Below are 25,792 nucleotides of genomic sequence, written 5' to 3'. Positions count from 1 at the left end.
TTCTTAAATATTCTTGAAAAGTGTTATACAAACATCTTTTCAAGCATCGCCTTTTTAATGTTTTTAAGTTTTTCTAGTTCTTCTGCTTGGAGAGAAATCAAACCGTCAAGGTGTTTAAAGTAGCATCCGATTTTTTCTTGCTCGTCTTGTGTAGGAGTTAGAATCGAAAATTCAGAATACTCTTGTGCATTAACTCCGGGCTGCCCAGAACGCTGTGATGTTATTCGTATATAATTTAAATAACGATTTGTTAAAGTATTCTGAAATACAAACTCAGGATCAAAGTCTGGTTTGATCCTAGCTCGAATTAAGAATCCCGCAAAATAAACTAATCCGTCTTCTTTTCTGTAAAGGTAGGTTTTTCCCACGCTCGCACCAGTTCGTGCGAATAATAAGTCTCCCGATCTTAAGATATAATCATTTGCCTTACTCATATCTGTCTTGGGAGATGTGATATCTTTATCCAAAAATTTGCGAGTAACATCGTCAATATCTGTAATCCTAATATACTTATTAACACCATCATACTTAACAGCCGCAGCGTTTAATCCATATCCAAAGGATTCGGAAATCTCACTAAAAGATTTTAGTTTCCATTCCTTGGAGAATCCCTTAAAACGAATTTCAGGTATAGTCGTTCCATCTTTAGGAAACATTTTTTCAAGCATCGATTTTTTTACATTTAACATCTTTTCGTATTTCTTTGAGTGTTGAGAAATTAAACGATCAATGTTTTTAAAAAATATTCCAACCTTTTTTTGCTCCCCCTCAACTGGGAACATAAATTTCATTTCTTTAAACATTCCTGAAGTGATTTGGTTGATAGTAGCGCCTAAGTTTTTTTCCACTTCTTTAGAGAAAAGTTGAGTATCCAGCAGGGCATTAATAAAAGAAGATTGTCGTGGACGTAGGCCCGCCATAAAAGCACCAATAACAGTATCTCTCATATCTTCTTTGATTTGAGCATGCTTCCCAATAAGGTTTCGAGACCCATTTCTCACAACCACAATGACATCTCCCACTTCAACGTTAGAGGAATTAACAACATCAGAGCGAACAAAGACGTTATCGTTGAGAGAAATTTCGCCTTCTTGAACATTTGAAGATCGCAGCACTAGAGTTCCGCCTTCTTTTACGACATTAAGTGGTGAGTAAGTTAGACCACTATAAAAATCAACTTCGCCTGAAAGGTGCTTAAATTCCCATGAATCAACGAACTCTTTATTGCGAACTTCAGGCACATTATTTTTAGTCATTCTTTTCACCCTGAAGAAGAGTTTTAAATTCTTGAAGCCCTTTTACATCAAACTCGTTACCAGTAAGTTCATCAATCAGAGACGATAGAGCATCTTCTGTCTCATGTATTTGACCCATAATTTGAGAGTAAGTGATCTTATATTTAGCTGATAGATTTTGAATGCGATTTGTTAAATCATTTACAATGCCAATTGGAAGCTCATTAAGCGAAGTCACTAATGGTATAATCCACTTTGATTCAAGAAGTTCATAAACCTCCTTATCAGTAAGTCCCTCAATTGTTACTTTCGTCTTCTCATGCAATGATGCTTCTTCCATCTTGACTTGAGATTTTAAGGTCTTTTCTTCGGTAAGGAGTTTTTCAACTAAGAGAAGTTTACTCTCAAATGAATCTTCTTGAAATTTAACTGATTCTTTTAATATTTTGATATAATTTTGAACAACTTTTTTTGTGTAAGTCCCATCTTTACTGGCTTTCATCTTATTCCATGAAACTTTTGTATTTTTCTTTATAAATGCTTCTTTTTTGTCTTCAAGAACAAGGTACTCATTCAAAAGGCTAATTTCTTCAGAGTCTGTTGAATAAGCATCATCTATAGCATTTGCTAATTCTTTTGAATCAAAACCATCTTTTGCTTCATTGAGAGCTGGTGACTCTTTTTCCTCTTCAGAAAATGAATCGATTACGTCCACAATGTCAGATGTAATTTCCAAAAGTCTATCTTGTTTCTGTTTTAAGCTGTTAAGTTCAGTGGTCAGTAGTTTTTCCTGAACAAGATCAAATGGAATAACTCGTCCAAGCCAGCCTTCTTGTACTTCGAAGGTTTTCCCATCTTTCTTTTTTTGTACCATGTTGGCGTCAACTACTTTAGAGGCCTTAAATCCTTCTGTTTGAAGAATTTCAAGATCAACAGAAACATTAACCCAAGCGTCATCAAGAATTTGATATGCTTTATATTTATCAATAAGAGGGATACTGCTCAGACGACTAAAAATTTCTTCACTAAGTTCAGCTTCCATTTTTGAGACATTCACAGAATCAATTTTACTTAAAAGTTTCTTTTTTAAATAATCACCAAAAGTAGAAAATGATGAATTAAAATCATTTACAAATTTTTTAATCTCGGCGTGATCTTTAATAGCATTTTTTACTTCTTTTGTTTTTAGTTCGTAATACTGAGAGGATATCTTTGAAAAAAGTGAATCTTTTAGCTTCGGAAACGCTGTCCAAAATTGATTTAATTCTGCCAATTCTTTCTCTGGAATCCCACCAAACATAGAAGAATAAATATCCCATGTTTCAGGATTTTCAGATGAATCCACATAACGAGGAATATTTAAATTGTATTCATTTGTCCTGAGTTCATCTAATGGCACTAACCTTGAAAATTTATCGACTGTTTTTCTGTGAGTAACAACATCTACAATTTTCTTAATATCGGAGGCCCTGAGCTTATTGTTTTTCCCAACTTTGATAAATCCTTTTGAGGCATCGACGATCAAAATGTCATCATTCGTGCGTTTACGTTTTAAAACCATAATGATTGTTGGAATCCCTGTTCCAAAGAAGATGTTGGCAGGAAGGCCAATTACCGCATCAACGTGGTTACGCTCAATTAGATTCTTGCGAATTTTTCCCTCATCACCACCTCGAAATAAAACGCCGTGAGGTAATACGATTGCCATAATTCCGTCAGGCTTAATGTGGTACAGATCGTGTAGAAGAAATGCATAATCTGCTTTAGTCTTAGGAGCCAAACCAAAATCTTTATAGCGAATATCCTCGTCCTTATCCTTAGAATCCCATTTTTGTGAATATGGAGGGTTAGAAACAACAGCATCAACGTAAAGTGGCTTGTAGCTATTAACTTTGTCGTTTTCATCAAAGTAAGGCCAATCTTCCTCAAGAGTATCGCCTCTACGAGCAACTATATTATCTGGTAGAATCCCACGCATGACTAGATTCATACGAGTGAGGTTATAAGTATTTTCTTTTAACTCCTGAGCATAATATTTGATATTGTTTTCGTTCTTAATGTGTTTTGCAACGCTCGCACCAATGTTTATTAAGAGAGAGCCTGAACCACTAGTAGGGTCATAGATTGAAATTTCTTTTTTATTTTTTGTATGGTCAGCAACTATCTCAGACATGAGTAGTGATACTTCATGTGGAGTGTAGAATTCTCCTGCTTTCTTACCTGCATTAGCTGCAAACATTCCAATCAAATATTCATAAATATATCCCAAAACATCATAGTCTTGTTTCCCATTCATCGGAATATCTTTTACTAACTGGATTAAATCGCTGATTGCTTTAGTTTGAGATTGGGCAGTATCACCGAGCTTGCTTAGACCTGTTTGTAAGGTGTCAAAAATTCCTTTGAATAATTTCTCATGAACAGGGTTAATTAAACGTGAAAAAGCAGACAGAGCATCACGAACATTTGAAACATCAAAATCTTTTCCGCTTTCAATCCAAGTTGAGAAAAGATTTTCATGGGCAATAAAGTAACCAAGATTTTCTTTGATATATTTTACTTCTTTCGTTTTTGATTCACTCAAAGCTTTAATCGCTTTATCGGTAAATTCCTCTTTCTTTAAGAACTGAAGTTCTTTATCAGATAGGTATTTATAAAAAATAAAACCTAAGATGTAGTCTTTGTATTCATTTGCTTCAATCTTTGATCGCATTTGATTTGCGGTTTCCCATATCTTTGAAGCAAGTTGCTGCTTATTCATACCTAATCCTTTAAAAAATCTAAATTAAAACACTTCTAAATTATTCCTCAGCTCCGCCGGACTTCATCCATTCATCAACTTCAGAAGCTTTAAACTTCCAAAGTCTCCCAATTCTATTGGCAGGAATTCGGCGTTTCTCTTCCTTCTTTTCCAACCAACGATAAATAGTCTCTTTTGAAACCCCCAAATGTGCAGCGATTTCTTCAACAGACAACCATCTCTCTGTCTCAGTCACAGGCGATCTCCTCAATATGGATAAATTGTCAGAATTACATAAAAATTAGACCATTTGAGACCGCTTCTGACAAGCTATTACCACTAAATATGACATGGAAAATCGAAATTTATTTACTCTTCAAGTCATATACTTCGGAAATGACATTACATTTTGGATGCCAAGGCCAACCTCAGTTAAGAAATCTTTATTTTGCTCCTAAAAATGGAAAATTAAGGGTGATTTTGAATTAAGTCTGATGATCAAAATAGTAGCGGAAATAGTAGCGCTACTATTTCAGTAGCACGGAGTTGCTATTCTTTTTGCTACCATTTCCAATCACTGGTGGTGCATTCTGGATTCAAAATCCATTTAAAAAGACAATCGCATCTCTAGATTCAAGTAATTATTACAGAGTGGTTTTGCCAAACTCACTTAAAAAGAGTTTATACAACGGTTGGCGTCATTGGAGCAATTGGCCCGATATTTGCCAATGCTTAAATTAAACACATGGGGTGTTTGCTTTTTTGAGGTACGAATGAAATTCGTTTTTGGATTAACTATCATAGCTATTTTGGGATTGGGAATCACGAAAGTAAAAGATTCACAGTCCAAAAATTTTATCGAGCAAATTGATCAGCCGATCTTTGTGAAAGCAATTTACTCGATGCCAGTTTCTTATGATCCAATCAAAATGAATGATGGAGCATCTCTAATTTTTTCTGAATTAGTTTATGAAGGACTTCTAAGATTTACAGATGATTATGGTGTTCAAGCAGGACTTGCAAAGTCTTGGTCTACAAGCAAAGACGGACTCATGCTAACTTTCAAACTTGATCCAAATGCAAAATTCCATAACGGTGAAACCGTAACGGCTAACGACGTTGTCATATCTCTTACTCGTAATGTGAGTAAAGATAGTGTGGTTTATAAATTCTATGATGTTATTAAAGGAGCAAAAGAATATCATCAAGGTCTTGTCAGCAAGGTTGAAGGTTTAAGATCAATTGATGAACATACAATTGAGATTCACCTTGAAAAGCCATTTCCTCCTATCCTTTATGTCCTTGCTGGTGGGACTGCAAAAATTCTCCCTTCAAAGAATCTAGAAGATAAAGACTTTTTCAAAAAGCCAATAGGCTCTGGGCCTTTTAAAATAGTTGGAATTGAAAACGACTCAATACATCTTGCTCGCCACTCTCAATACCATGGAATGATGCCAAAGATTTCAGAAATGCAGCTAATGTCAATTGATCAAGCAAAAGCAATGGATAAAGCGATGCTAGGAGAAATCCACGATCTTTCAAGTTGGCCAATGAATGGGAGTGAAGAGGTATTTAAAATTGGGCAAGATTTTAGTTCTGTTGTAGCAGACACTTGGATTATTGGTCTTAATACAAGAATAATGCCCTTTAACGATCTCGAAGTCAGAAAACTTTTTGAGAAGAGTATTGATAAAGAAAAATTTAGAAAGTTATTTTATCCCGATGCAAAGCCAGCTTTTGGTTATATTCCTCCTTCATTTCCGGGCCATAAGAAAAACGGCTCGAAAAAAAATATCGGTTTAGCAAATCCACCAAAGGATCAAATTACTATTTCCATCCCTGCGGAGTTAGCAAGATCAAATGAAATGGCAGAGTTCTTTGAAGATGAGCTATCTTCAAAAGGCTGGAATATAAAAGTTAATGCTATCAATTGGGATAAAATGATCGCCGATTATTCCCAAAAGAAGCTGCAAGCATTTCTTGTTTCCATGATTGTTGATTATCCAGACTCAGAGTTTTTACTAAATAATTTTGAATCTTCTAATCCTGATAACTTTAGTGGATTGAATAACCCCGTTATCGACAAATTGATTGTAAAAAGTAGAGACACTAAAGATCGAATTGAAAGACAGAAAATCCAGAAAAAACTTGCTGATCTTATTGATGAGCAAACACTTTCTGTTAATTTATTCCATTCCCGTGCTCACTATTGGGTTCATCGCTGCGTAGAAGGTTTTAAACCGAACTTGCTTGCAGTCGCATATACAGATTACAGAAAAGTAAATTTTAATTCTAATTGCTTAAAAGGAGGCTCCGAGTGGATAACAAAAACCGCCAAGAGATAATCTCCTTCAAAAAATATATTGAAAGAAAGATGGTACCTTATCAAATTGCTTTGCCAATTGTGATCGCAGCATTAAGTGCCATTATCACTGCGTCCATTATCTTTATTCAATATGCAGACTCCGATAAGAGTTTTATTGAATCTATTGCTCCACATATTTCAACTTTGCTTGAAACTCAAGATGGCCCTGAAATTCAACGTTTTTTAAAGGCCGTTTCAATCAAGCACGGCTCTGCCATTGAGGTCATCTCGAAAAATAATGAAATTATTGGATCATCACTTGATTCTTCTCGAATAGGAACTGAGCTTAAGGAGCAATTGAAAGACATCAATATACTTGATCTAAAGCTAAACAACGGAAAATTGATTAGCATGACAAATGTAAGTCGAATAAATGGCCCTGATGCAAATGGTGCAAAACTGATTGCATACTTAAATCTAAATTCCATCCTATATGTCGCGATTGGAATTTCACTTGCTGTATTCGTTTTCTCTTTTTTAGCATTGAATTGGCTAATATCAAAAGTAATCTCAATTTCAAAAGAAAGTCTTTTGCCTCTAAATAATCTAGAAAATTTCATAAGAGAAATGAAGTCTCACATTGAAGAAAGTCGCTTTGAATATTCTAACATTAAAGAAATTGAAAATATCCGATTTGCTTTTATCGAAACTTTTGAAGGTCTAAATTCCGCAAATGAAGAACTTGCAAAAAGTAAGGCAAAGGAACTTGCGACTACAGCCTATAAGAACCTGATCCACGATCTACATGTTCCTGTAACTGCACTTCGTAATCACATAAAGATTTTCAATCATGAGCGTGCAACATCTGAAGATAAGGAAAAGGCATTAACGAGGATCGTTGAACTTGCCGAACAAGTCCTAAAACAAGTTAAAGCAGCAAGATCAAATCTGGCCCTTGATGTAACATTAAAAGAGAATGACATAGTTGATTCCGTCGTTAAGGCTGCAAATGATGCACAAGTCTCACTTTTTGACAGACCCAATATACAGGTAAAAACAAATATCGCTCAAAAGAATATCCTTATCCCACATGATCCGGTCATGCTTGGTCGAGCCGTCAGCAATTTAGTTTCTAATGCAATTGAATCGGCAAACAATGAAGTTATTATTGATGTCACAAGTTTTGAAAAAATTGTAAGCATCAAAGTAAGTGATGATGGAAGAGGCCTTAAACAAGAAGACGCTTCCTTGCATTTACAAGGTAGAGGAAAATCAACCAAGGCAGATAGAATGGGTATTGGCCTATCGAGTGCTAATCATATAATTCGCTCACATGGTGGAAAAATAATTTATCAGCAGTCACTAATGGGTGGTGCGTGTTTTGAAATTCAGTTACAAGGAGCTTCGGTATGAGTAAACCGACAATACTACTGGCAGACGACGATAGAGATATCTTAGAAACCAATAAGTTTCTATTATCAGACGAGTTCAATGTTGAAATTGCATCATCTGTTGATGAGGCTAAATCGCTAGTCAAAACTAATGACTTTATTGCTGCGATCATTGACCTAAATTTTGAAGGCCAAGCTCTAGACGGAATTTCACTCATTGATTTTATACAAGACGAAAAACCACTTACCTCCATCATTGTGTTAAGTAGTGATCAAAATACAAAACGAGTAGTAGAAGCGACAAGAAGGCATCTAGTTGATTTCATCACAAAAGATGAGGATTCTGAATCTTCAATTAGGCAAGCAGTTGCCAGTATTCTAGCGAGAAAATCTGCCCTCAATAGGAATTCAAACTTTGAGTTTAAAACCCAATCACCACTAATGAAAAACCTTCTTCTAAAAGTGGATCAAGTTTTAATGGCGAACAGCGCTGCGCCCATCCTTATTCTAGGCGAATCTGGAACTGGTAAAGAGTTCTTAGCAAAATACATTGGATCACGACTTGGGCAAAAACTAATTGCTGCCAATATGGCCAGCATTCCTAGAGAAACGGCAGAGAGCGAGTTATTTGGACATAAAAAAGGTTCCTTTACGGGAGCAATTTCAGATAAAGCTGGTTTACTCGAACAAGCTCATAACGGAGTGTTCTTTTTAGATGAAATTGGAGACTGTAGTGCCGCTATTCAGGCAAAACTTCTAAGGGTTATACAAGAAAAAGAAGTTTTACCAGTGGGAGGATTAAGTCCTAAAAAAATTAATTTACGCTTTATTGCAGCTACACATCGCGATTTGGATAAAATGATCTCTGATGAGCAATTCAGACTCGATCTTTTTCAACGATTAAATGCTTTCACATTCAGGATTCCAGCATTAAGAGAACGACCTGAAGATATAGAATTCTATTCAAGAATGTTTATCCAAGACTTCAACAATGGAGAATATTTTAGAATTGAAGAATCTGGTCTTGAAGTTTTAAAAGGTCATAAATGGGATGGAAATGTAAGAGAATTATCAAATGTCATTCAACGCATTGTAGTTTTCTCAAAAAGAAAATGCCTTGATCACAGATCAGCGATTGAGGCACTTAATGCTAAGGACGTAAAAGTATCACCTGCGAATGAAACAAAAGATTATGGGCCTGAGCAAATCATTGATGCTTTACAAAGAGCTAAATGGAATAGAACTTTAGCCGCATCGCTTTTGGAAATGCATAAGACAACATTGCATAGGCATATCAATAAGTACAAGCTCAGAGAAATAATTGAATCTCGTGGAGCTGGAAGGCCTACAGCAGTCTTAATCGAGGGAATATAATGGCAACGATTAAACTTATAAAAGAATCTAACAGCACAAAAAATATTGTCTTTGTCCCCGGAGGGCCGGGGCTTGGGCCTATATCATTCAATCAAATTACTGAATTCCTAGATACTGTGAATGTGTATTACTACTATCCCAGCGGTACAGATGGACAAAAAAGTAGTGACCAAGATTTTAGTTATGCGACCCAATTAAAAGAATTAAAAGAAGAAATCGAAAAGATTGAAAACCCAATCATTGTTGGCCATTCGTTTGGAGGAATAATCGCAACGGATTTAGTAGTTCAATTCCCAAATTTAGTTCAGTCATTGATTTGTATTGCGGCACCATTTTCCGAGAGTGTTTTTGATGCTGCAAGTGTTGGCTTTAATCAAATCCAAAATCCTGAAAGTATAATCATAAATGAAAAATTCAAGAATGATCCAATTGATGAAATCTATAAAGAATGGTTCGCCTTTTATGGAGACCTCTATTTTACAAATTCAAACGTAATTTCTGGTAAGAATATGATCCTAGATGATTCGGTCTGTGCAAAATCATACCTTGCTGCTCGAAGCGAATCCGCCACAAAGGAATCATTATTAGCAGGGATTAAAAACGTGAAACTTAATAAATTATTTATTTTAGGATTTGAAGATAAACTTCTCCCATTCAACATACTTACAAAAGATGCTGAAGCAGGAGATTTTAAAACTGTAACAGTAGAAGATGCTGGTCACTTCGTTCACTTTGATCAACCCAAAAAAGTGGCTGAAGTGATTAAGCAATTCATTAAAGAGATTGGAGAAAAGAGATGAAAAAGATGTTAAGACTATTATCTGTTTTATTGGCAATGGGTGCCATTTCACAAACGATCTACAGTTATGCTCAAGATTCAGAGCCTCTTTCGGTTGAAGCTGAAGAAGCCGCAATCATGAGACTGATTGAGATGAAACAAAAAGTAGATACTCAAGGCTTTACTTTTGAAGAAAGTCAAGAAGATGCCACTCTTCCTCAAATCAAAACAGAGGAACAATTTAAAGAAGCGTTCGCAAGACACGCCCTTCGATACATTGAAGCTATTGGTGGTCAAGATGCTCTTATTAGGGTGATCAAAATGCCTGAGTTCACAAGTTTAAGAGAACGATCAGAACCGGGAATCTAATGACTAAAGATGCGGGAAAATATTTAGGATCAATAATGATGTTTGGGTTTGGCTTGCTGGCCTTATATCGCTGGCAGCAAACTCATCTCATTTTTTTCTTATTATTGGTGCTTCGTGATTTTGTCGCTGGCTATTTCTTTCTTAAAAGAGAGTCTGCTCAAATAACGTCAGGGAAACTTGTTTCTTTCACGGCATATTTATCATCAGCGATGCCACTTTTGTACTTTGGGCCAGATCATACGACAAAAGAAATACTTCTTGCATCTGATATATTGGCCATCATTGGTTTTCTATTCGTAGCTCTTGCAACAATTGAGCTAGGAACTTCCATCGGCATTTCACCAGCAAAAAGGTCACTGGTGAAAAGTGGTATTTACAAATGGGTCAGCCACCCGATGTATGTGGGATACGTATTGTCTGAGGTTGGAATGGCCCTAATCAATCATTCTAATTTTATTATATTTATAATTTCCATTGCCCTTTATATAAAAAGGGCAAAAACTGAAGCAAAAATCATTTATAGTTAAACCATTATTTAGCGATATCAAGATGTGATACTTTATACACAGGACTGATCTCTTCAGATTCTTTTGCTACATGAATCACTCTTGCTCGAATCCAGCCATTTGGAGTGTGGTGCCAAGAGATACCTTCATCGTTCCAAACAAGCATATCCTGAACATTCCCACCTGTTGTCGCAATATCAAGTCGTGAATCAATTGGCTTTAAATCTACTCCAGATTTAATTCTTACTTTATCTCCTTGTCTAAATCGTTTTCGAGTTAGATTCCAAAGGGCGCGAAGCTCATTTTTAAATTGACCTAGAGGAAGCCAATAGATAGCAATCCCAAGTAAAAGTCCAAGAGCTAGACCCACAACAAGGAGCAAAACATCTTTCAGTTCAATAATCATAAAAATCCTTTTTCTATAATTATATATTTAAAATTGAAAAAGTCATCTCATTGGTAGTGCTACTATTGTGACCACAGTAGCGCTTCTATTTCTGCTACTATTTTTCATTCTCTCTTATTAACTCAAACAACTGAAATCATTCTAAAAACCTAAATTGCCAAGTCTGGCACAGCTCGTGAAATATGTACTCCACAGGAAGGCAATTAAATGCTTCGAGGAGGAGTCATGAGTATATTGGGTAAATCAAAATTAAAAGAAGAGATTCTTTTTCCAATTCGTATCATTGGAAAAATATTTTCTTCAGTCGGAAAGTTTCTAAGAAAAGATATCAACGAAGATCGCTTGAATGAAATCAAAGCGCAACATCTTTACTTGGCCGCCAAAAGCCACCTGTCAAACAATAAAGGATTATAAAATGAAAAAGCAAACGGAATTAGTCTGGCCTACTCACAAAATTCAAAAACGTATGGATCAGCAGGTTCAAAATGACTATTTGAAAGAGTCTACCAAGTGCGAAGAAGTCGCATTTTCAAAATTAAAACTTAATGATTTTGAATCAGAGATTGTTCGAGAAAAAGTAGCAAATCTACCAACAGGTGAACTCGCTGTTGTTTATCTAAAGTTCTGGGAAGGCCTTTGTGAATATGAAATATCAAAGGCACTTTGCATTTCATCTGTAGCAGTAAAAAAGATGCTCTCATCGGCCTTAGATCGTTTGAGAAATGATTTTATTAATTTACAAGAACCAGAATGTGCCTAGGAGGGTTCAGTTAAATAAATAACTCGTTGGTTGGAATTGGAAAGTTTTAAATTAATTTTGGAGAAAATATGAAAACAGAACAAGTAAAACAAACTAAGCCACTACTTCTATGGTGGTATGACAAAAACACTAATAAGAATCTACCTGCTGGAGTCGCTTTTTATGATGAGAAGTTTGCAGAATATCGCCTCAAACTCGATATCCACCCAGACACTCAATATTACCTAAAGCCGACGGGATCTCAAAGCGAAGATATTCTCTACCGTGCTGAAGTTGTTATTAAAAAAGATGGAAAATTTCATCAACGAAAAGTAATTGGCGAAGGCTATTCGTCAAAACAAACTAAGGGTGATGTCTATGTTGATTTTGGGCCTTATTCAAAAACTTTAGTTATGGGGATGAACAATGAATAAGGAAAACATGATTTCAATGGCGTTTATGATTGCACTTGTTGCATTTATTGCTTTCATGCCTGATCTTGCTCACGCACAATTTGCAGGTGGCTTTGAATCAAAAATGCAAGGGCTTACGACAAAGCTCATTACTGTGATTCTTCCATTAGTAAGCGTATTGGGGCTTGTCTATGCTGTTATTCTTGCACTTACTGGTGATGGAGCTGCAAAAGGTAGAATCATCATGGTGATTGTCTGCTCAATTATCGGGTTCATGGCACCACATATAATTGGCTGGTTCCAGTCAGCAGCAGGTCAATAATGGAATTAAACTCATCTACTGTTCATCGAAGATTAGATGCAAAAATCAAGATCGTGGGCCTTGAGGCCCATGATCTTCTTTTTGTCCTTCTCTTTGCGGCAATAATGAATTTGATATTCGGTCAAACACCATTTGGAACGGTCATGGTGTTTGTGATTCCAATAATCATGGCCTTAGTTTTATTTTTTATAAAAAGAAATAAGCCTGAAAATTATTTGATCCACTTAGTCCGCTTTCACATGGAACCGGGCCATTTAAGTGCTGGTGAGATTGATCATTCAGAAACAAAACGTAATAGGAAAATATATGTCGAGTAACAATCTAGCGAACAAACTACCATATTGGCACTTCCATCATGACTATATGGTTTTTATGGATGGTTCATTAGGATTAGGTTTTAAAATCGAGGGAGCTGATATCACATCTGCTTCAAATGAGGCTATTAACAATCTAAGTAAAAAATTTGAAACACTTTTAGTTTCCTTAGATGAGGGAATAAAAATTCAATTAGTCTATGATGTAAAAGCCAATATTGAATCAATTCTAGAAGCTCATAAAAAAGCATCTTCAGAATCGTTAGAAATTTATAAACCAATTTCTAAGGCTCGCTTTGATCAGTTTGAACAAATAGCGAATGATGGAGGATTCTATAATCCCGACCTCTACGTTTTTGTGAGAAGCCAAAATAAGCAAATGTCTAAAAAGAAATTTTGGCAAAAGCATGAACAATTTGAACAGATCGCTCAGGAATCATTTCAATCAAATCTATTCTCTTTTGAAAGACAGATTAAAACGATTGAATCCAGCTTAAGACAAATGAGCTTTAATCCATCAAGATTAAGCTCTGAGCAATGGTTTAATTTTGTTTTTGAGTATTTTAACTCAGATCGCAGTGAAAGAATTGGAATCCCCAAATTACGAGAATTTTCAGAAATTAATCAGCAAAGCTTTTCATCTCAGGTGACATTAACGGATGTGCTTGTAGATAATGATTCGCTTAAGATAGGAAATCTCCATACCCGTTGTGTGAGTTTAAAAACCTTACCTGAGGGACAAACACAGGCAGCGATGGCAGAAATTTTAACAAAACTTCCATTTCATTACAAAATAGTTCAAACATATAAGGTTTTAGAGCAGAAAAAAGAAGCTGACCGATTACAGGTTCAGAGAAGACTTACCAATAGTATGGCATCAGGAAATGGTCACGTTACTGATATCGAATCCGAGTCTCAGTTAGAACAGATTGAAGGCCTTATCCGTGAACTTCTTGAAGGATCAGAAAAGCTTATCTCAATGGAGACGAGTATTTACTACTCCGCAAAAGATAAAGAAAAACTTGATCAAATGGGAGATGAAATCCTAAAAGCATTACGACAAATGGGTGGCTGCGAGGGGGTGATTGAAACATTACCAACTCTTGACCTATTTTTTAACAATGCCCCTGGAGTTTGTGACTTTTCAAGAGAGAAGAAGGTTAAATCAAGTAATGCCTCCCACCTTACGGCAATGTTTGATTATTGGAGAGGAAATAAAAAGCCAGTTTGTCTGCTTCCAAACAGAGATAGCGTTTTATTTTCTATTGATCCGTTTGCAAAAGAACTACCAAATTGGAATGGACTCATCTTTGGAGGCTCGGGAGCCGGTAAAAGTTTTACGATATCTCAGCTTATGTTGCAATTTTACGGGCAGAGTCCAACTCCAAAAATTGTGTGGATTGATAACGGTGCCTCTTCTGAAACATTGCTTGATGTTTTAGATGGTGAATTCATTAATTTGAATCTAGATTCAAGTATATGTCTTAATATGTTTGATCTACCTAAAGGAGAGAAATTACCTTCACCAACGAAAGTAAAACTGATCCTAGGTGCGCTCGAATCCATCATCAAGGAAGATGATTCAAACGGACTACCCAAACGTGAAAAGGCGTTATTAGAAGAAGCTATCTTTTTGACTTACAACCGTTGCAAAGAAAAAACACCTACACTCTCAGATTTCAAAGAAACGTTAAGGTCTCACCCCAATAAGGCATTAAAGGACTATTCTGAAGTTTTGTACTCATGGACGGGCCAAACAGCTTACGGAAAAATGCTTGATGGTCATACTAATATTCAGCTCTCAAAGGATTTAGTAACAATTGAAATTAAAGGATTGGATACTTATCCAGACCTACAGAACGTGTTTCTACTCCTTTTGACTGATTTCATAAAAAATGAGGCAGCAAATGACTTGAAACGTCCTTATCTGCTTATTATTGATGAAGCTTGGAAATTGTTTGAAACAAAAAGTGGGCTTAGTTTTACACTAGAGGCTTACCGTACATTTAGAAAATTCAATGGTGGAATTTGGTGTATCAGTCAAAACTATAAAGATTTCCTCTCAAGTCAGGAAATTAAAAATGCGATTTTCCCAAACACTACAAGCATTTTTGTTTTAAGACAGAGAAAAATTGATTGGAAAGATTTTCAAGAAGCAATGGACTTAAATGATAACGAAATTGAAGTGATAAAAAGCTTAGAAATAGTTAAAGGAAAATATTCAGAGTTTTATTTTCTTCAAGATGAAAATCGTTCTGTTTTAAGACTAACACCAGACCCACTGAGCTATTGGATTTGCACAAGTGATGGCCACGACAAGTCTCAAATACAAGACTTGCAAACGCAGTTTCCTAACTTATCCAAAATTGAAATTTTATTAAAACTTGCAAACAAAACAAAGGAGGCATCATAAGAAATAAATTGATGGTTGGAATAATTATCTCATCAATCGCTTTTACTCCTTTTGAGTCTAGGGCATTTTGGGGTGATGGTGGCGCGGGATGGGCCAATGCTGCATACTTGGCCAAGATATTGACGGAAAATATTCGTCGTTATCAGCAATTAAAATTAATGATTGATACAGCAAAGAATAGTGATCAATACATTCGATTAATTAATCAAGGTATTGAGAACTCCATCGGTCTTATGAATTCGCTACCTGTTAAGGATGAAAGGATTTTAGATGAATTAAGATCATTTCAAACAGCAATGAACTCAGTTAATCAGATTTATGGGGCAATTCCAAAGAGCGAAGAGGCTGCATTGCAACTTCTTCATGACCAAAGTGTCGCTGAAAGTCTGAAAATGGTTAATGCTTCAAAAGAGTACAGCCGTCTTCAAGAGGAAAATGCTGTGAAAATTTCAATTCAAAGTAGACAAGCTTCTCCTAAGGGTGCTGCTAGAATGAATGCTGAAGTAAATGCCCAAATTCTTCACACTCTTAATCAGCTATTAAGAGTAAATGGACAAATGCTCAAGCTACAAAGTGAGTCACTGGCCCTGAATAACAAAGATGGCAAAGATTCAGTTCTTGGTCATCAAAAAGTTAAGCAAGATTTGAAAAGTGGTCTCACGAGCTTTCGTGGCGATTTTAACCTACCTCGATTCTAATGTTTGAGTATTTACCAGAGGTATGTAGGGAGCTTCACGCTCAGATTTTGCAAATTTATTGGATATTAATAGTTCCATTTTGTGTTCTATTGATTGTCTTTGAATTTTTCAAAATGCCAGAAGGAAATCCAAATGCAGGAGATATCATTAGAAGAGCTGTGATTTCAATGATCCTACTCTTCTCTTTCAACGAGACTATGAATCTCATTGCAATGGTTGGTGATGGGATTACAGACAAAATCAATGGGGTTAAAAGCCTATGGGATTTAATGGGAGAACTTGGCAAGAACTACGAAGACAATAGCGTTAGCTGGCTTAAGTTTCGAGAAGCCATTATTTTTATTCTAAGTCTAGTTTCATATATCGTGGCCTACCTTGGAGTCTTCGTCGCTAATGTACTTATCCATTATGTATGGTCAGTATTGTACGTCTGCTCGCCGCTGATGATTCTAATGTACATCTCAAGATCAACTTCTTTTGTGACATCTAATCTTTATAAAGGATTGATCAATGTCATGGTTTGGAAAGTGCTATGGTCAATTCTAGCGATAATGCTTTTAAAATTGGCAACCGCTCCACAAGTAGGAAATTGGGATAACTTTTTGACATCAATTCTGATTAATCTTTGTATTGGTGTCTCTATGCTCTTTATTCCATTTGCAACTAAATCCCTAATCAATGATGGAATGTCAGGGGCAGCATCAGCATTAGCAGCAGTACCTACAGCGGCGACAGGTGCATTTATTAAAAGCATGGCGGTTAAAAACGGCAAGAATTTAATGATTCAGGGATCAAATGGTTTGAAATCGTCATTTGGTAAAATTAGTCGTCCCATTGGACAAAATCTCCAGATGGCCAAGGAAAGAATAGATAATAGGATTCAAAATTGGCGCAAACCTGAACGTCACGTTGATCCTCCAAATGTACTACGTCCAAATTTTAACAAAGGAAGAAATAATGATAAAAAATAAAATTTTTTCACCAATCAATCAATGGCTGGGAATTAATAAAGAGCTGAAACTATATCAGATCGCAACTATATTTTTAGGATTAGTAACATTACTGATGATGATTCTAATTTTTGTTATCCTAAATCCTGATCCAATCGTGGTTCAAGATACGGGTCAGAGTAAGTCCTATGTCGTTGGAAGGTATTTAAGTGCTGGCCCAAACCAAGAAGATGTTAAAGTCTTTTTAAAAGAGTTCATCAATCTTAGATATCAAATTAAAAAAGATGATCTCGGAGGAACCTTACGGAATATTGCACCTCTTTCAACAGATGGATATCTTCAGGCTCTTGAAGGTGAAATTAAGAGAGATAAAACTGAATCGCAATTATCAAAAATTGATCAGTACGTCGCAAATATTGAGATCATCGTAAATGACAAAGAAGCACTTGCAAAATTTGATAAAATTGTCCGATTCAATGGTATCCCTTTAATCGTGCCAACTGAAGCAAGTTTTCAATTAATCAAAGATAAAGCTTCTAGATGGAACCCTTATGGAATCTTGGTCAACGGAGTCATTGAGCATGAGAATAAATAATATATTGATTTTGTTATTTACCTTTTTCGCTGCGAGCATCTCCCATGCAAAGGTTCGTGATCTTTACATAAACTCAAACGAAATGGGTCATATTAATCTTAAGATGGGCCAATCTACAGTTTTGCGTTTTTTGGAAAAACCTAAGAAAGTGGTCATTGGAAATCAAAATTATTTCAATGTTGAATTCATTGATAATGATGTAACCATTCAACCTCTAGGAACGGCAAAGACTAACTTGTTTGTATATGGTGAATACAATACCTATGGACTGATTCTAAGCGTAGATAGTGATGCTCACTATGACGATTTAGTTATAGTAAAGCGTGGTTGGAGGCCATCTCCAATTATTCCAAAGCATGAATCTAGGCCTAAGCAGAAGAATACGTTTAGTTTTAAAAAGGCAATTGGTGATAAGTTACTTGTGACATCAGATAAAATCCAGTTTCATGATTCACTCAAGCTTTATATTCTTGACCTAAGAGTTGAACATCTAAAAAAGGAAATCATAAACGTAAATGATCTCAAATTCATGCACTCTCAAGGGAATAAAACCTATGGCGAGAACAAAGTAATAATTGATCAAAAAGAAGGAAATCATAAGGCAACAGTTCGCCTTTTAATAAAGCTTCCATCTAAAAGGAGTTTCACTCTGAATATTAAGTATCAAGGTCTAGAAGCAAAACAAATCGTTGAGGAGAAATATTTATAACAGAGAAAAAATCTGGATGGTTTGAGAGATTCGCGTTCACTACAGATGGCGGAAAAAGAAGATTTAACCTGAAAAAAATTGGAAGTATTTTAGCCTTCATTCTGGGGCTAACCTATACCATTTTTGCTATTGTCTTTGATTCACCACCAGTAGGAACCTCCCAAAAGACAGATAAGAGCTTAATTGATGGCCATAAAGAGCAGCCTCAATTGACGAGTACTGAAATTGAAATGATTCCTATTCAAAATGAAGTGCCACCTGTAATGAAAAAATCTAATCAAGGTTCTGGTGGGCTTCAACAAAGCAAGCTGGAATATCGAGCAAAGCAAGTGTTGGTTAGAAGCGATGATAAATCATCAAAAAAAGTTCTTCCAAATGGTTCAAATATCATTGGCAAACTCTTATCTGCAATTGACTCACGAGATTTAACCTCACAAGTTAAAGTTCTTTTGCCTTATGGAGCAAACTTTAAAGGAGATCAATTTATTGAAAAGAATTCCATGCTTATTGGAAAGGCCAATTATTCCGGTAAAGGCGAAAGAATCTATCTGACTTTTGATAAATCAATTAGTCCCACAGGAGAAGAAAAAGCAATAATGGCCATCGCATTAGATAGCGCTGACTATTCAAATGGTGTTATTGGAGAGGTTCATTCTGAAACTGGAATTCGGATAGCAGGAACACTTGGTTTAACAATGGTCTCTAGCATGACAGATGTACTAACAGAAAAGACTGCTCATGGAGATTTTGGTGCGACTACTCCTAAACCAACAATGAGAAATGCAGTATTCCAAGGCGTGTCTAAAGTGACTGATATGGAAGCCGCAAGACATGCAGAAGCCATGGCCCAAACTCCTCCTTACATCACGCTAGAAGCTGGTACTGACTTAATTATCAGTTTAACTTCAGCATTTGGCGGTGAAAATGAGTAGTTCAAAAACAGAGGATAACAAGTTTTTTAAGATTGTTGACTCTTTATCTCAATGCGTTTGGCTTGGTCTAAAAAAATTGTGGAGAAACAGAAAGGATTGTTATCTTTTAGCAATATCAGTGGCTCTGATCACTGGTACGACAACTTTTGATCACAGATTTTTGTGGGCGACTCATTTAGGAATACAAAATGAACTTCCAACGTTTCTAGTAAATGTTCTTTACAAGATACCTTGGGAAGCTTTCTTCTTTGTCTTTCTATTTGTAACTTTGTTATTTAGTTCCATTTTGGTTGGCCTTCATGACTTTAAGCTGATTCAGGAATTTCAAAAAAAACTGAACCGAATCGGATTAAATGGTGCTGAAGGAGCTTTTTTTAGAGTTGTTTCAGTCCATAACGTCGATGAGTTTAAGACAACGCTAGTTATAAAATCAGTTGGGATTGGCATAGATAAATACCAACAGAAAAAAAGTGACATCGAAGCATCATTTGCAGAGGAAGTTGATTCAATTGCCAACGGTGGAAATCCACAAATTATCATTTTGTATCTTACCAAGCGAAAACTTCCAAAGCTTGTTAAGTACCATGATGTTGAAGCGCAACTTGTGAAACCGCACTCTTTTATTATTGGTGAATCAATGAAAGGAGTTGTGACTAGGACTTTAGAATCACTACCACATTTGCTAATAGCTGGAACAACAGGTGGTGGTAAGAGTGTCTTTTTTAAACAAACACTTGTGAGCCTTCTTAAATCGACGCCAAGGCTACAGCTTTATCTTTTAGATTTAAAGCGAGGTGTTGAGATGAAAGAGTTTGGAGAATTGCCAAATGTGAGGATCGCTAAGACCGAGGCCGAAGCTTGTCAAATGCTAAAGAAAATCAAAGATGAAATGGATAGACGTTTTGAGTATTTGGAAAAGACAGGAAATAAAGAAATTATTCCAGCAAGGGACAAAATGGACAAAATTGTTGTTGGAATTGATGAGGCCTCTGTTCTCTATTCAAAAGTAAAAGCCAATGCAACTAAGGCACATCTGATAAATACCGCAAGAGAATATACAGATGAACTGGCCAAGCTGGCACGTGCCGCAGGAATTCATCTTATTTTTGCTACCCAAAAGGTATCAAAGGAAACTATTGATACTAAAGTTCAAGAAAACATTGGTGGACGAGTTTGTTTTAGAATGAACACGATGACTAACTCAGTGACTGTTTTAGGCAATAAAAAAGCATTTGAATTGCCAGACATTAAGGGTCGCGCAGTATGGGCATCTGGAAATGATTTTCTTGAGATACAGGCTCCATTTTTAGATGATGACGAACTAAAAAATGAAGTCGAAGCCTTACAAGAGAAATTTAGTTCAAACTATCCATGCTTTCGGCCAATGATGGACATTTCTGATGGAGAAAATCTAGGCAAGAAAACACAAATTCCAGACGAAAACTAACCATCTTTTGAAAAAAAAGAAAAAATGGAATGTCGTTTTAAGAGAGAGAGACCGTATTTTACTTAGAGATTTATTTTTAAGTAAAGGTCTTGATCTTGATCTGCTGATGGATAATCACTTCAAAGATTTGCATAAATCCACTGTCATCAAGAGAATCCAGCGCCTAGTAATTGGTAATTACATTGAAAAACGCGCGCATTTTAATGGTATCGCATTAAAGCCTTTATATAACATTACAGAAAATGGTTTGCAGGAAATCGAGGATTATTTATCTGGGAAGATTGTTAGAAAAGAACTTAAATGCTCCAATCCAGTGCATGATTTAGGCGTGGCTAAAATTTATTTCAAGTTAATCAAATCTAGAAGTCTGAAATCAATTAAGTTTGAGAATGAAATTCAGGGAATTGATCATGGAGATTTAAACCCTAAACTTGATCCATTCAAAAGATTGAACAGTGATATTTTTCTTTCGCTTTTGATCGAAAATCAAGAATTTAAAATTGCTATTGAATATGAACGCTCACAGAAAGAATCTGGTCGATGGTCTGAATATTTATTGAATTACCATTTGGAGGAAGATGTCGATGTTGTTTTTTACGTTTGTGACAACCCCACAATCCTTAAAGGACTAATGAGAATTGAAACTGAATTGGCACAAAGATACGCACAAAAAGTATATTTTTGTTTGAAGAAAGAATTTTTTAAACACAGTAGCTCAGCCACTTTTAAAAATGTCAGTGGCAAAACATTTACTCTCAATTTCCATGATTATAACTACCAACAAGCTACCAATGCGTTGGTAGCAAAAACCTTCTAACTAGCTGTAATAACTATATCACAAGTAAGGTTTTTAAGTTCAATCAAGGGATTTTGATACTAAGGAGAATTTTGATGAATATTTTAGTTTTGACCATGATAATGGTCTCGATGGTTGGTTGTTCGACAATGAGAGAATCTTTAATTGTTGGAGCAGGAACAGGTGCAGCGACAGGAGCAATAGGAGCATCGTCACTAGCAGATCGCAATAAGGGCCAAGCAGCTCTTCAAGGCGCACTAATTGGTGGTGCCATCGGAGGTATTGCTAGTTACTTTTTGCACAAAGGAATGGATAAACGCGACGACCGAGTAAGAAGAGAGACTCTCTTTAATTTAGAAAAATTTAATGTCTCCACTCCTTCTGGTTACCAAAACTCATCTGGGCCGGGCCTTACGGTTCCAAAAGTTGAAGCACAGTGGATTGATACCCAAGTGCAAGGGAAGAAATTAATTGAGGGACATCGTATCTGGGTTATCACAGAAGAGCCTCAGTGGGTTCCCAATCCTCCTAAGGCTAAAAAATGAGAAACTTAACATCTAGTATTGGGTTGTTGTTCATGTTGTCTCTTGTTGGTTGTGGAAACTTTTGGGATGAAGAAAATCCTCCTGAAGTAAAAGACGATGTTCAAATTGAAAATGCCGCCAGAAGAAAAATCCTGCTTGAATCAGAAATTTTAAATAATCATGTGTCGCTAGGACAGCAACAGGCCGGGAACATTATTGAGCTATATCTTGTTGGCACAAGATATACACCTCAGTTTACAAATATCATTGATCGGAATTACCAATCTCGATGGACGAAAAGAGTTTGTATTCGTGATCCGATCTGTAGAATGTGCCTTACTCCAAAATTAATGGAATGCTTTGAAAATGAATATCGCGGCACTTGCACTCACAAATATAGAGAGCAGATGGATAATGTTAAAAGTCCTTTTTTATTTGATGAAGACGCAAAAAATATTTCCGTAAAATTTAAAATTGGAAATAATACTTACCCCATTGGCATTATTTCGGATCATCAGGGAGCTAAAATTGTTTCTAGGTTTAAACTATCTAACGAAATGCTCTCAGAAAGTAGTGAGGTATTTCTGATTGTCACCCCAGAGTCAGTAAATGGAAATGTTCAAACTGGTTTCTTAGGTTTCGGCAGATGTGATGGTCAAGGCCAGAGATCGTTTTCATCGGGAGGGCCTACAGGTTCCAGACAGATTCCAAACCAAGACAAGATTGAATTTAAGGCCAGCGTTGTTGTTGAGTATCCAAGAGAGGTTAAATGAATAAGCAAACACAGTTCAGAGTTTTACTAGATACTAATGCACAAGAGGCATTAACTGAAATGTTACAAGAGTTAAAAGATAGCGGTGATTTTGTAAAAATAAACCCATCCAGACTCGTTTCTTGGATTGTTGAAGGTTTCAAGAAGGAATCTTTTGAAAAGAAAAAGGATAAAATTATTCAGGATCATTTCAATTCAAAAGAATACTTACGAGATTTAGCAACTAAAATTCAGAGTTCTGATAATGCAGCCGATATTTTGGCCAATGCTCTTCAGAAAATCCAAATGAGGAACAAGCGAACCAATGTCAAAAAAGCCAAAAAAGAAAGGATCGCAGAAGAAAGTCTGCCTGAATGATTTCAAAATCGTCGTGCGCTATACCCCACAGGACATTGAGGCTGAAAAGCAGCGTTTTAGAGTGCTTTGTCAGCTAATTTTCCCTAATTTGGCCAGCACGGCAAGTTAAGTTATTGATCTCATAAAAGTATTTCCCACTTGACTAGCGTGATATATCACGCTAGTCTTTTGAGTAAGAGGTTTATTATGATTTTATATCGAGGTGATTCTGATCCTAGGCTACAACGCCAATTGGTTACTTCTCTCACTCGCAAAGAGGGATTATTTACTAATTTAATAAATTCTGGAAATCCATTAGCATTAGGTCAGCAGCCATTTATAAACTCACTACAACAACATATTACTACTAGCTGGGGGCAAACCCACTTTTTATCGTTTAGTTCTGATATAAATGTAGCAGAGATGTTTGCGAAGGGGCCTCAAAATAGAACTCTCTCTTCTGGAAGCTTTACAAATTTTAATACGATCATTGCTGAAATTGATACGAATCAATTTAATATGATTAATAATTTTAACAATGGAATAATTAGGTACCAATACTCTCTTGAAACTGACACCAGTAGAATTTATCCACCTCAAGGATTAATTCAAAAAATTGCCTTAGATCATGTATATCAACCAAGATTAAATAAACAAGTTAATACCGTTGAAGATATAATCATTATTGATGTTGTGGCCCATCTAAACTTTTTGATTAGCCAAGGAGTTCAGGTAAACAGTACGGCACTTCAATATGCGATGAATGATAAAGAGTTTTTAGTGCTCCCTATAACTCCCTTAGTGGGGTCAGTTGGAAATACAGCATTATTTGAATTTGGTGCCTTAGCAAATATTAGGTTTTATAATTAAGTTATGGAAAGTGATTATTTAATTAGTGTTATTCAATTGAAAGAAAAACTGACTTTAGCCATTTTAAAAGAAATGGAAAAGCAGAATTTGTCACAAGGTGAAGTCGCTCGAATGATTGGGCTTGATCGAAGAAATGTTAATAAGATTCTTCGAGGAACAGAAAGAGGCGTCAGCATTGACCAGTTAGTAAGAATTGCTAACGGCATTGGTCTTGATGTTGATGTCATTATCAAGCGTAGTAAGGATTAGTTATGAGAAAAATTGCTATTTATTGTCGTGTATCGACAGATGAACAGGCAAAAAATAAAGAAGGTTCGATTACCTCTCAAATTCAACGTCTAAGAATGAAAGTTGAAGAGAAGAACCGCTATGAAAATGGTAAATGGGGAAAAGTCGTCGATCTTTATAAAGATGAGGCCTATTCAGGTAAAAATACAGATCGCCCTGAGTTTCAAAGACTTTTAGCGGATATTAAAAAGAAAAGAATTGATACTGTTATGGTGACAGAGCTTTCTCGTTTGAGTCGTTCTGTTGCAGATTTTCTAAATTTCATCAATGATGTTGAAAAACTTGGCTGCGACTTTATTTGTCTTCAATATGATTTTGATACAACAAGTCCTGCTGGCCGTGTTTTTATGACGATCATTATGGCCCTAGCTCAGTTTGAAAGAGAATTGACTGCCGAGAGGATTAAAAACAACTTTCATGCTCGCGCCCTTCGTGGACTATTGAATGGTGGCCATCCTTTTTTAGGGTACGACAAAGACACTAAGAATTCTGGACGACTAATTCTCAATAAAAAAGAAGCCAATCTTGTTAAAGAAATATTCCGTCTATATTTTGAATTGGGAAGTATTTCAGCTATTGCGAATGAATTAAATAGTCGCGGATTTGTTAATAAATCATGGGTTGGAAAAAATGGTCAGCTAAAAGGTGGCAATCCATTTAATCACGATCATATTTGGAGAACTCTTACAAATCCTGCTTACATCGGTAAAAGAGAAATAAATAAGAATAATAAAGATGTAGATTCTGATCTTCTAAAGCCTGAAGAACAATATTATTTGGTAGATGCTTCATGGGAAGCAATTATCACGGAGGAATTGTTCAAACAGGTTCAAGATAGATTGAACATGAACAAACAAGTTAAGTCGGCTCCAAAGCATGATTTTATCTTTTCAGGTCTTTTAACTTGTGATGAGTGTGGTTCTCCTTTATTTGGACAATCTGGAAATGGTAGAAATGGCACTCATTTTTATTACGGGCATAAAGGTGCATCTTCTTGTCGTATTAAAAGATACCCTGCTGTTGAACTAGAAACGCTTATCAAAAAACAGGCTTTTTCATTTTTAAATAACCAAGCAATGAAAGAGCATTTCGTTGAAACACTAAAGGACATGAATAATTCACGCCCTAAAGTAAATCAATCACTAGTTAAGATGAAAGAAAAAGAGCTTGAAAAAACTCAATCTGAAATTGATCAGCTTGTTACAATTATGGCCACTAATTCAAACGCGGCTAGACTAAATAGTTTGATTAGCAAACTGGAAGATTCTGAAAAGAAATTGTCACTTTTGAAAGAAGAAGTGGAGTCACTTAAACAGAAACTGGATTCTGATCAAGAGCGAGAGATCGACGTTGATTATTTGTTGGGTGGAATTGATTTGCTCAGAAGTGAGCGTTTTAGAAAGGCAAATCTGGCCAAGAAACGTGAGATTTTGAGAAATATCGTTAAGACTATTCATTTGAACCCAGAAAATGTCATTATGGTGGATTTTTGGGGATCAGAACGACAGTCAGAGGCAGTCAGAGAAGCCCACAAGGGTCAATCAGGAGTCGTTCTCCCTTTTCGTAAACT

Annotated in this window: 28 protein-coding genes and 2 pseudogenes; 26 read left to right on the top strand and 4 right to left on the bottom strand. The window is 36.0% G+C overall.

Annotated elements, in window-relative coordinates; translation table 11 throughout:
* Nucleotides 1-23: 23 nt before the first annotated feature.
* Genes H6622_07740 through H6622_07730 form a run of 3 tightly spaced genes read right to left on the bottom strand, consistent with a single transcriptional unit; the run spans nucleotide 24 to nucleotide 4,231 of the window.
* Nucleotides 24-1,256 carry a restriction endonuclease subunit S gene (locus H6622_07740; GenBank protein MCB9061395.1) on the bottom strand — a complete coding sequence of 411 codons (1,233 nt, stop codon included), beginning with the start codon at nucleotides 1,254-1,256 and terminating at the stop codon, nucleotides 24-26.
* Entirely contained in the window at nucleotides 1,249-3,996 is a 2,748-nt protein-coding gene (locus tag H6622_07735) for a type I restriction-modification system subunit M (GenBank protein MCB9061394.1), read from the bottom strand. The genes H6622_07740 and H6622_07735 overlap by 8 nt, the downstream gene beginning before the upstream one ends.
* Before the next feature lie 40 nt (nucleotides 3,997-4,036).
* A complete protein-coding gene (locus H6622_07730) occupies nucleotides 4,037-4,231 on the bottom strand; it encodes a helix-turn-helix domain-containing protein (GenBank protein MCB9061393.1) in 195 nt (64 codons plus the stop codon).
* Between the two features lie 517 nt (nucleotides 4,232-4,748).
* Between H6622_07730 and H6622_07725 the strand changes: the two genes are divergently transcribed.
* The 6 genes from H6622_07725 to H6622_07700 are packed head-to-tail and all read left to right on the top strand — an operon-like array spanning nucleotide 4,749 to nucleotide 10,719.
* Nucleotides 4,749-6,320, top strand: coding sequence for an ABC transporter substrate-binding protein (locus H6622_07725; protein MCB9061392.1), 1,572 nt, complete (start codon nucleotides 4,749-4,751; stop codon nucleotides 6,318-6,320).
* Nucleotides 6,293-7,693, top strand: a complete 1,401-nt coding sequence (locus H6622_07720; GenBank protein ID MCB9061391.1) for a HAMP domain-containing histidine kinase — start codon at nucleotides 6,293-6,295, stop codon at nucleotides 7,691-7,693. Before H6622_07725 ends, H6622_07720 begins: the two co-directional genes overlap by 28 nt.
* Entirely contained in the window at nucleotides 7,690-9,045 is a 1,356-nt protein-coding gene (locus tag H6622_07715) for a sigma-54-dependent Fis family transcriptional regulator (GenBank protein ID MCB9061390.1), read from the top strand. Before H6622_07720 ends, H6622_07715 begins: the two co-directional genes overlap by 4 nt.
* On the top strand, nucleotides 9,045-9,845 hold the full coding sequence (locus H6622_07710) for an alpha/beta hydrolase (GenBank protein MCB9061389.1): 801 nt from the start codon (nucleotides 9,045-9,047) through the stop codon (nucleotides 9,843-9,845). The genes H6622_07715 and H6622_07710 overlap by 1 nt, the downstream gene beginning before the upstream one ends.
* A complete protein-coding gene (locus H6622_07705) occupies nucleotides 9,842-10,192 on the top strand; it encodes a hypothetical protein (protein ID MCB9061388.1) in 351 nt (116 codons plus the stop codon). Before H6622_07710 ends, H6622_07705 begins: the two co-directional genes overlap by 4 nt.
* On the top strand, nucleotides 10,192-10,719 hold the full coding sequence (locus tag H6622_07700; GenBank protein ID MCB9061387.1) for a hypothetical protein: 528 nt from the start codon (nucleotides 10,192-10,194) through the stop codon (nucleotides 10,717-10,719). Before H6622_07705 ends, H6622_07700 begins: the two co-directional genes overlap by 1 nt.
* 4 nt (nucleotides 10,720-10,723) lie before the next feature.
* Here H6622_07700 and H6622_07695 read toward each other — a convergent pair whose 3' ends face one another.
* The gene (locus tag H6622_07695) at nucleotides 10,724-11,104 is read right to left on the bottom strand and encodes a hypothetical protein (protein MCB9061386.1); all 381 of its coding nucleotides are present in this window, start codon (nucleotides 11,102-11,104) and stop codon (nucleotides 10,724-10,726) included.
* Nucleotides 11,105-11,329: 225 nt separating this feature from the next.
* Here H6622_07695 and H6622_07690 point away from each other — a divergent pair, with 225 nt between their 5' ends.
* From H6622_07690 to H6622_07595, 20 genes and pseudogenes are all read left to right on the top strand, one after another.
* Nucleotides 11,330-11,518 carry a hypothetical protein gene (locus H6622_07690; GenBank protein MCB9061385.1) on the top strand — a complete coding sequence of 63 codons (189 nt, stop codon included), beginning with the start codon at nucleotides 11,330-11,332 and terminating at the stop codon, nucleotides 11,516-11,518.
* Between the two features lies 1 nt (nucleotide 11,519).
* Nucleotides 11,520-11,864: a hypothetical protein gene (locus H6622_07685; protein ID MCB9061384.1), complete on the top strand. Its 345-nt coding sequence runs from the start codon at nucleotides 11,520-11,522 to the stop codon at nucleotides 11,862-11,864.
* A gap of 68 nt (nucleotides 11,865-11,932) precedes the next feature.
* Nucleotides 11,933-12,277: a hypothetical protein gene (locus tag H6622_07680; protein ID MCB9061383.1), complete on the top strand. Its 345-nt coding sequence runs from the start codon at nucleotides 11,933-11,935 to the stop codon at nucleotides 12,275-12,277.
* A complete protein-coding gene (locus tag H6622_07675; GenBank protein MCB9061382.1) occupies nucleotides 12,270-12,578 on the top strand; it encodes a hypothetical protein in 309 nt (102 codons plus the stop codon). Before H6622_07680 ends, H6622_07675 begins: the two co-directional genes overlap by 8 nt.
* Complete coding sequence (locus H6622_07670) at nucleotides 12,578-12,895, top strand: hypothetical protein (protein MCB9061381.1); 318 nt, start codon at nucleotides 12,578-12,580, stop codon at nucleotides 12,893-12,895. The genes H6622_07675 and H6622_07670 overlap by 1 nt, the downstream gene beginning before the upstream one ends.
* A complete protein-coding gene (locus tag H6622_07665; GenBank protein ID MCB9061380.1) occupies nucleotides 12,885-15,305 on the top strand; it encodes an ATP-binding protein in 2,421 nt (806 codons plus the stop codon). Before H6622_07670 ends, H6622_07665 begins: the two co-directional genes overlap by 11 nt.
* Before the next feature lie 11 nt (nucleotides 15,306-15,316).
* On the top strand, nucleotides 15,317-16,003 hold the full coding sequence (locus H6622_07660) for a hypothetical protein (protein ID MCB9061379.1): 687 nt from the start codon (nucleotides 15,317-15,319) through the stop codon (nucleotides 16,001-16,003).
* Nucleotides 16,003-16,974, top strand: coding sequence for a hypothetical protein (locus tag H6622_07655; protein MCB9061378.1), 972 nt, complete (start codon nucleotides 16,003-16,005; stop codon nucleotides 16,972-16,974). Before H6622_07660 ends, H6622_07655 begins: the two co-directional genes overlap by 1 nt.
* Nucleotides 16,961-17,548, top strand: a complete 588-nt coding sequence (locus H6622_07650) for a hypothetical protein (protein ID MCB9061377.1) — start codon at nucleotides 16,961-16,963, stop codon at nucleotides 17,546-17,548. Before H6622_07655 ends, H6622_07650 begins: the two co-directional genes overlap by 14 nt.
* Entirely contained in the window at nucleotides 17,535-18,257 is a 723-nt protein-coding gene (locus H6622_07645) for a hypothetical protein (GenBank protein MCB9061376.1), read from the top strand. Before H6622_07650 ends, H6622_07645 begins: the two co-directional genes overlap by 14 nt.
* Nucleotides 18,258-18,466: 209 nt before the next feature.
* Nucleotides 18,467-19,189 carry a TrbI/VirB10 family protein gene (locus tag H6622_07640; GenBank protein MCB9061375.1) on the top strand — a complete coding sequence of 241 codons (723 nt, stop codon included), beginning with the start codon at nucleotides 18,467-18,469 and terminating at the stop codon, nucleotides 19,187-19,189.
* Nucleotides 19,182-20,636 (top strand): hypothetical protein, encoded by a 1,455-nt coding sequence (locus tag H6622_07635; protein MCB9061374.1) that lies wholly within the window; start codon nucleotides 19,182-19,184, stop codon nucleotides 20,634-20,636. Before H6622_07640 ends, H6622_07635 begins: the two co-directional genes overlap by 8 nt.
* 7 nt (nucleotides 20,637-20,643) lie before the next feature.
* Complete coding sequence (locus H6622_07630) at nucleotides 20,644-21,453, top strand: hypothetical protein (GenBank protein MCB9061373.1); 810 nt, start codon at nucleotides 20,644-20,646, stop codon at nucleotides 21,451-21,453.
* A gap of 74 nt (nucleotides 21,454-21,527) precedes the next feature.
* Nucleotides 21,528-21,977, top strand: coding sequence for a hypothetical protein (locus tag H6622_07625; GenBank protein MCB9061372.1), 450 nt, complete (start codon nucleotides 21,528-21,530; stop codon nucleotides 21,975-21,977).
* Nucleotides 21,974-22,729 (top strand): hypothetical protein, encoded by a 756-nt coding sequence (locus H6622_07620; GenBank protein ID MCB9061371.1) that lies wholly within the window; start codon nucleotides 21,974-21,976, stop codon nucleotides 22,727-22,729. The genes H6622_07625 and H6622_07620 overlap by 4 nt, the downstream gene beginning before the upstream one ends.
* The gene (locus H6622_07615; protein ID MCB9061370.1) at nucleotides 22,726-23,085 is read left to right on the top strand and encodes a hypothetical protein; all 360 of its coding nucleotides are present in this window, start codon (nucleotides 22,726-22,728) and stop codon (nucleotides 23,083-23,085) included. Before H6622_07620 ends, H6622_07615 begins: the two co-directional genes overlap by 4 nt.
* A gap of 186 nt (nucleotides 23,086-23,271) precedes the next feature.
* Nucleotides 23,272-23,934, top strand: coding sequence for a hypothetical protein (locus tag H6622_07610; GenBank protein ID MCB9061369.1), 663 nt, complete (start codon nucleotides 23,272-23,274; stop codon nucleotides 23,932-23,934).
* 3 nt (nucleotides 23,935-23,937) lie between these two features.
* A complete protein-coding gene (locus H6622_07605; protein MCB9061368.1) occupies nucleotides 23,938-24,183 on the top strand; it encodes an XRE family transcriptional regulator in 246 nt (81 codons plus the stop codon).
* Nucleotides 24,184-24,569: 386 nt separating this feature from the next.
* Nucleotides 24,570-25,067, top strand: a pseudogene (locus tag H6622_07600) (recombinase family protein).
* A pseudogene (locus H6622_07595) lies at nucleotides 25,068-25,268 on the top strand (recombinase zinc beta ribbon domain-containing protein).
* The last annotated feature ends 524 nt before the right edge of the window (nucleotides 25,269-25,792 follow it).

The organism is Halobacteriovoraceae bacterium, assembly GCA_020635115.1.
GTDB lineage: Bacteria > Bdellovibrionota > Bacteriovoracia > Bacteriovoracales > Bacteriovoracaceae > JACKAK01.
The sequence above is the reverse complement of the archived record's forward strand: the minus strand, read 5'-3'. Positions and strand labels throughout refer to the sequence as shown.

Bases quoted from the DNA above. Each gene is read 5' to 3' on its own strand.
- H6622_07615 (MCB9061370.1), top strand. From the start codon at position 22,726: ATGAATAAGCAAACACAGTTCAGAGTTTTACTAGATACTAATGCACAA.
- H6622_07625 (MCB9061372.1), top strand. From the start codon at position 21,528: ATGAATATTTTAGTTTTGACCATGATAATGGTCTCGATGGTTGGTTGT.
- H6622_07685 (MCB9061384.1), top strand. From the start codon at position 11,520: ATGAAAAAGCAAACGGAATTAGTCTGGCCTACTCACAAAATTCAAAAA.
- H6622_07670 (MCB9061381.1), top strand. From the start codon at position 12,578: ATGGAATTAAACTCATCTACTGTTCATCGAAGATTAGATGCAAAAATC.
- H6622_07700 (MCB9061387.1), top strand. From the start codon at position 10,192: ATGACTAAAGATGCGGGAAAATATTTAGGATCAATAATGATGTTTGGG.
- H6622_07645 (MCB9061376.1), top strand. From the start codon at position 17,535: ATGAGAATAAATAATATATTGATTTTGTTATTTACCTTTTTCGCTGCG.
- H6622_07675 (MCB9061382.1), top strand. From the start codon at position 12,270: ATGAATAAGGAAAACATGATTTCAATGGCGTTTATGATTGCACTTGTT.
- H6622_07610 (MCB9061369.1), top strand. From the start codon at position 23,272: ATGATTTTATATCGAGGTGATTCTGATCCTAGGCTACAACGCCAATTG.
- H6622_07725 (MCB9061392.1), top strand. From the start codon at position 4,749: ATGAAATTCGTTTTTGGATTAACTATCATAGCTATTTTGGGATTGGGA.
- H6622_07655 (MCB9061378.1), top strand. From the start codon at position 16,003: ATGTTTGAGTATTTACCAGAGGTATGTAGGGAGCTTCACGCTCAGATT.
- H6622_07650 (MCB9061377.1), top strand. From the start codon at position 16,961: ATGATAAAAAATAAAATTTTTTCACCAATCAATCAATGGCTGGGAATT.
- H6622_07635 (MCB9061374.1), top strand. From the start codon at position 19,182: ATGAGTAGTTCAAAAACAGAGGATAACAAGTTTTTTAAGATTGTTGAC.
- H6622_07690 (MCB9061385.1), top strand. From the start codon at position 11,330: ATGAGTATATTGGGTAAATCAAAATTAAAAGAAGAGATTCTTTTTCCA.
- H6622_07665 (MCB9061380.1), top strand. From the start codon at position 12,885: ATGTCGAGTAACAATCTAGCGAACAAACTACCATATTGGCACTTCCAT.
- H6622_07740 (MCB9061395.1), bottom strand. From the start codon at position 1,256: ATGACTAAAAATAATGTGCCTGAAGTTCGCAATAAAGAGTTCGTTGAT.
- H6622_07695 (MCB9061386.1), bottom strand. From the start codon at position 11,104: ATGATTATTGAACTGAAAGATGTTTTGCTCCTTGTTGTGGGTCTAGCT.
- H6622_07715 (MCB9061390.1), top strand. From the start codon at position 7,690: ATGAGTAAACCGACAATACTACTGGCAGACGACGATAGAGATATCTTA.
- H6622_07705 (MCB9061388.1), top strand. From the start codon at position 9,842: ATGAAAAAGATGTTAAGACTATTATCTGTTTTATTGGCAATGGGTGCC.
- H6622_07680 (MCB9061383.1), top strand. From the start codon at position 11,933: ATGAAAACAGAACAAGTAAAACAAACTAAGCCACTACTTCTATGGTGG.
- H6622_07735 (MCB9061394.1), bottom strand. From the start codon at position 3,996: ATGAATAAGCAGCAACTTGCTTCAAAGATATGGGAAACCGCAAATCAA.
- H6622_07605 (MCB9061368.1), top strand. From the start codon at position 23,938: ATGGAAAGTGATTATTTAATTAGTGTTATTCAATTGAAAGAAAAACTG.
- H6622_07710 (MCB9061389.1), top strand. From the start codon at position 9,045: ATGGCAACGATTAAACTTATAAAAGAATCTAACAGCACAAAAAATATT.
- H6622_07620 (MCB9061371.1), top strand. From the start codon at position 21,974: ATGAGAAACTTAACATCTAGTATTGGGTTGTTGTTCATGTTGTCTCTT.
- H6622_07660 (MCB9061379.1), top strand. From the start codon at position 15,317: ATGGTTGGAATAATTATCTCATCAATCGCTTTTACTCCTTTTGAGTCT.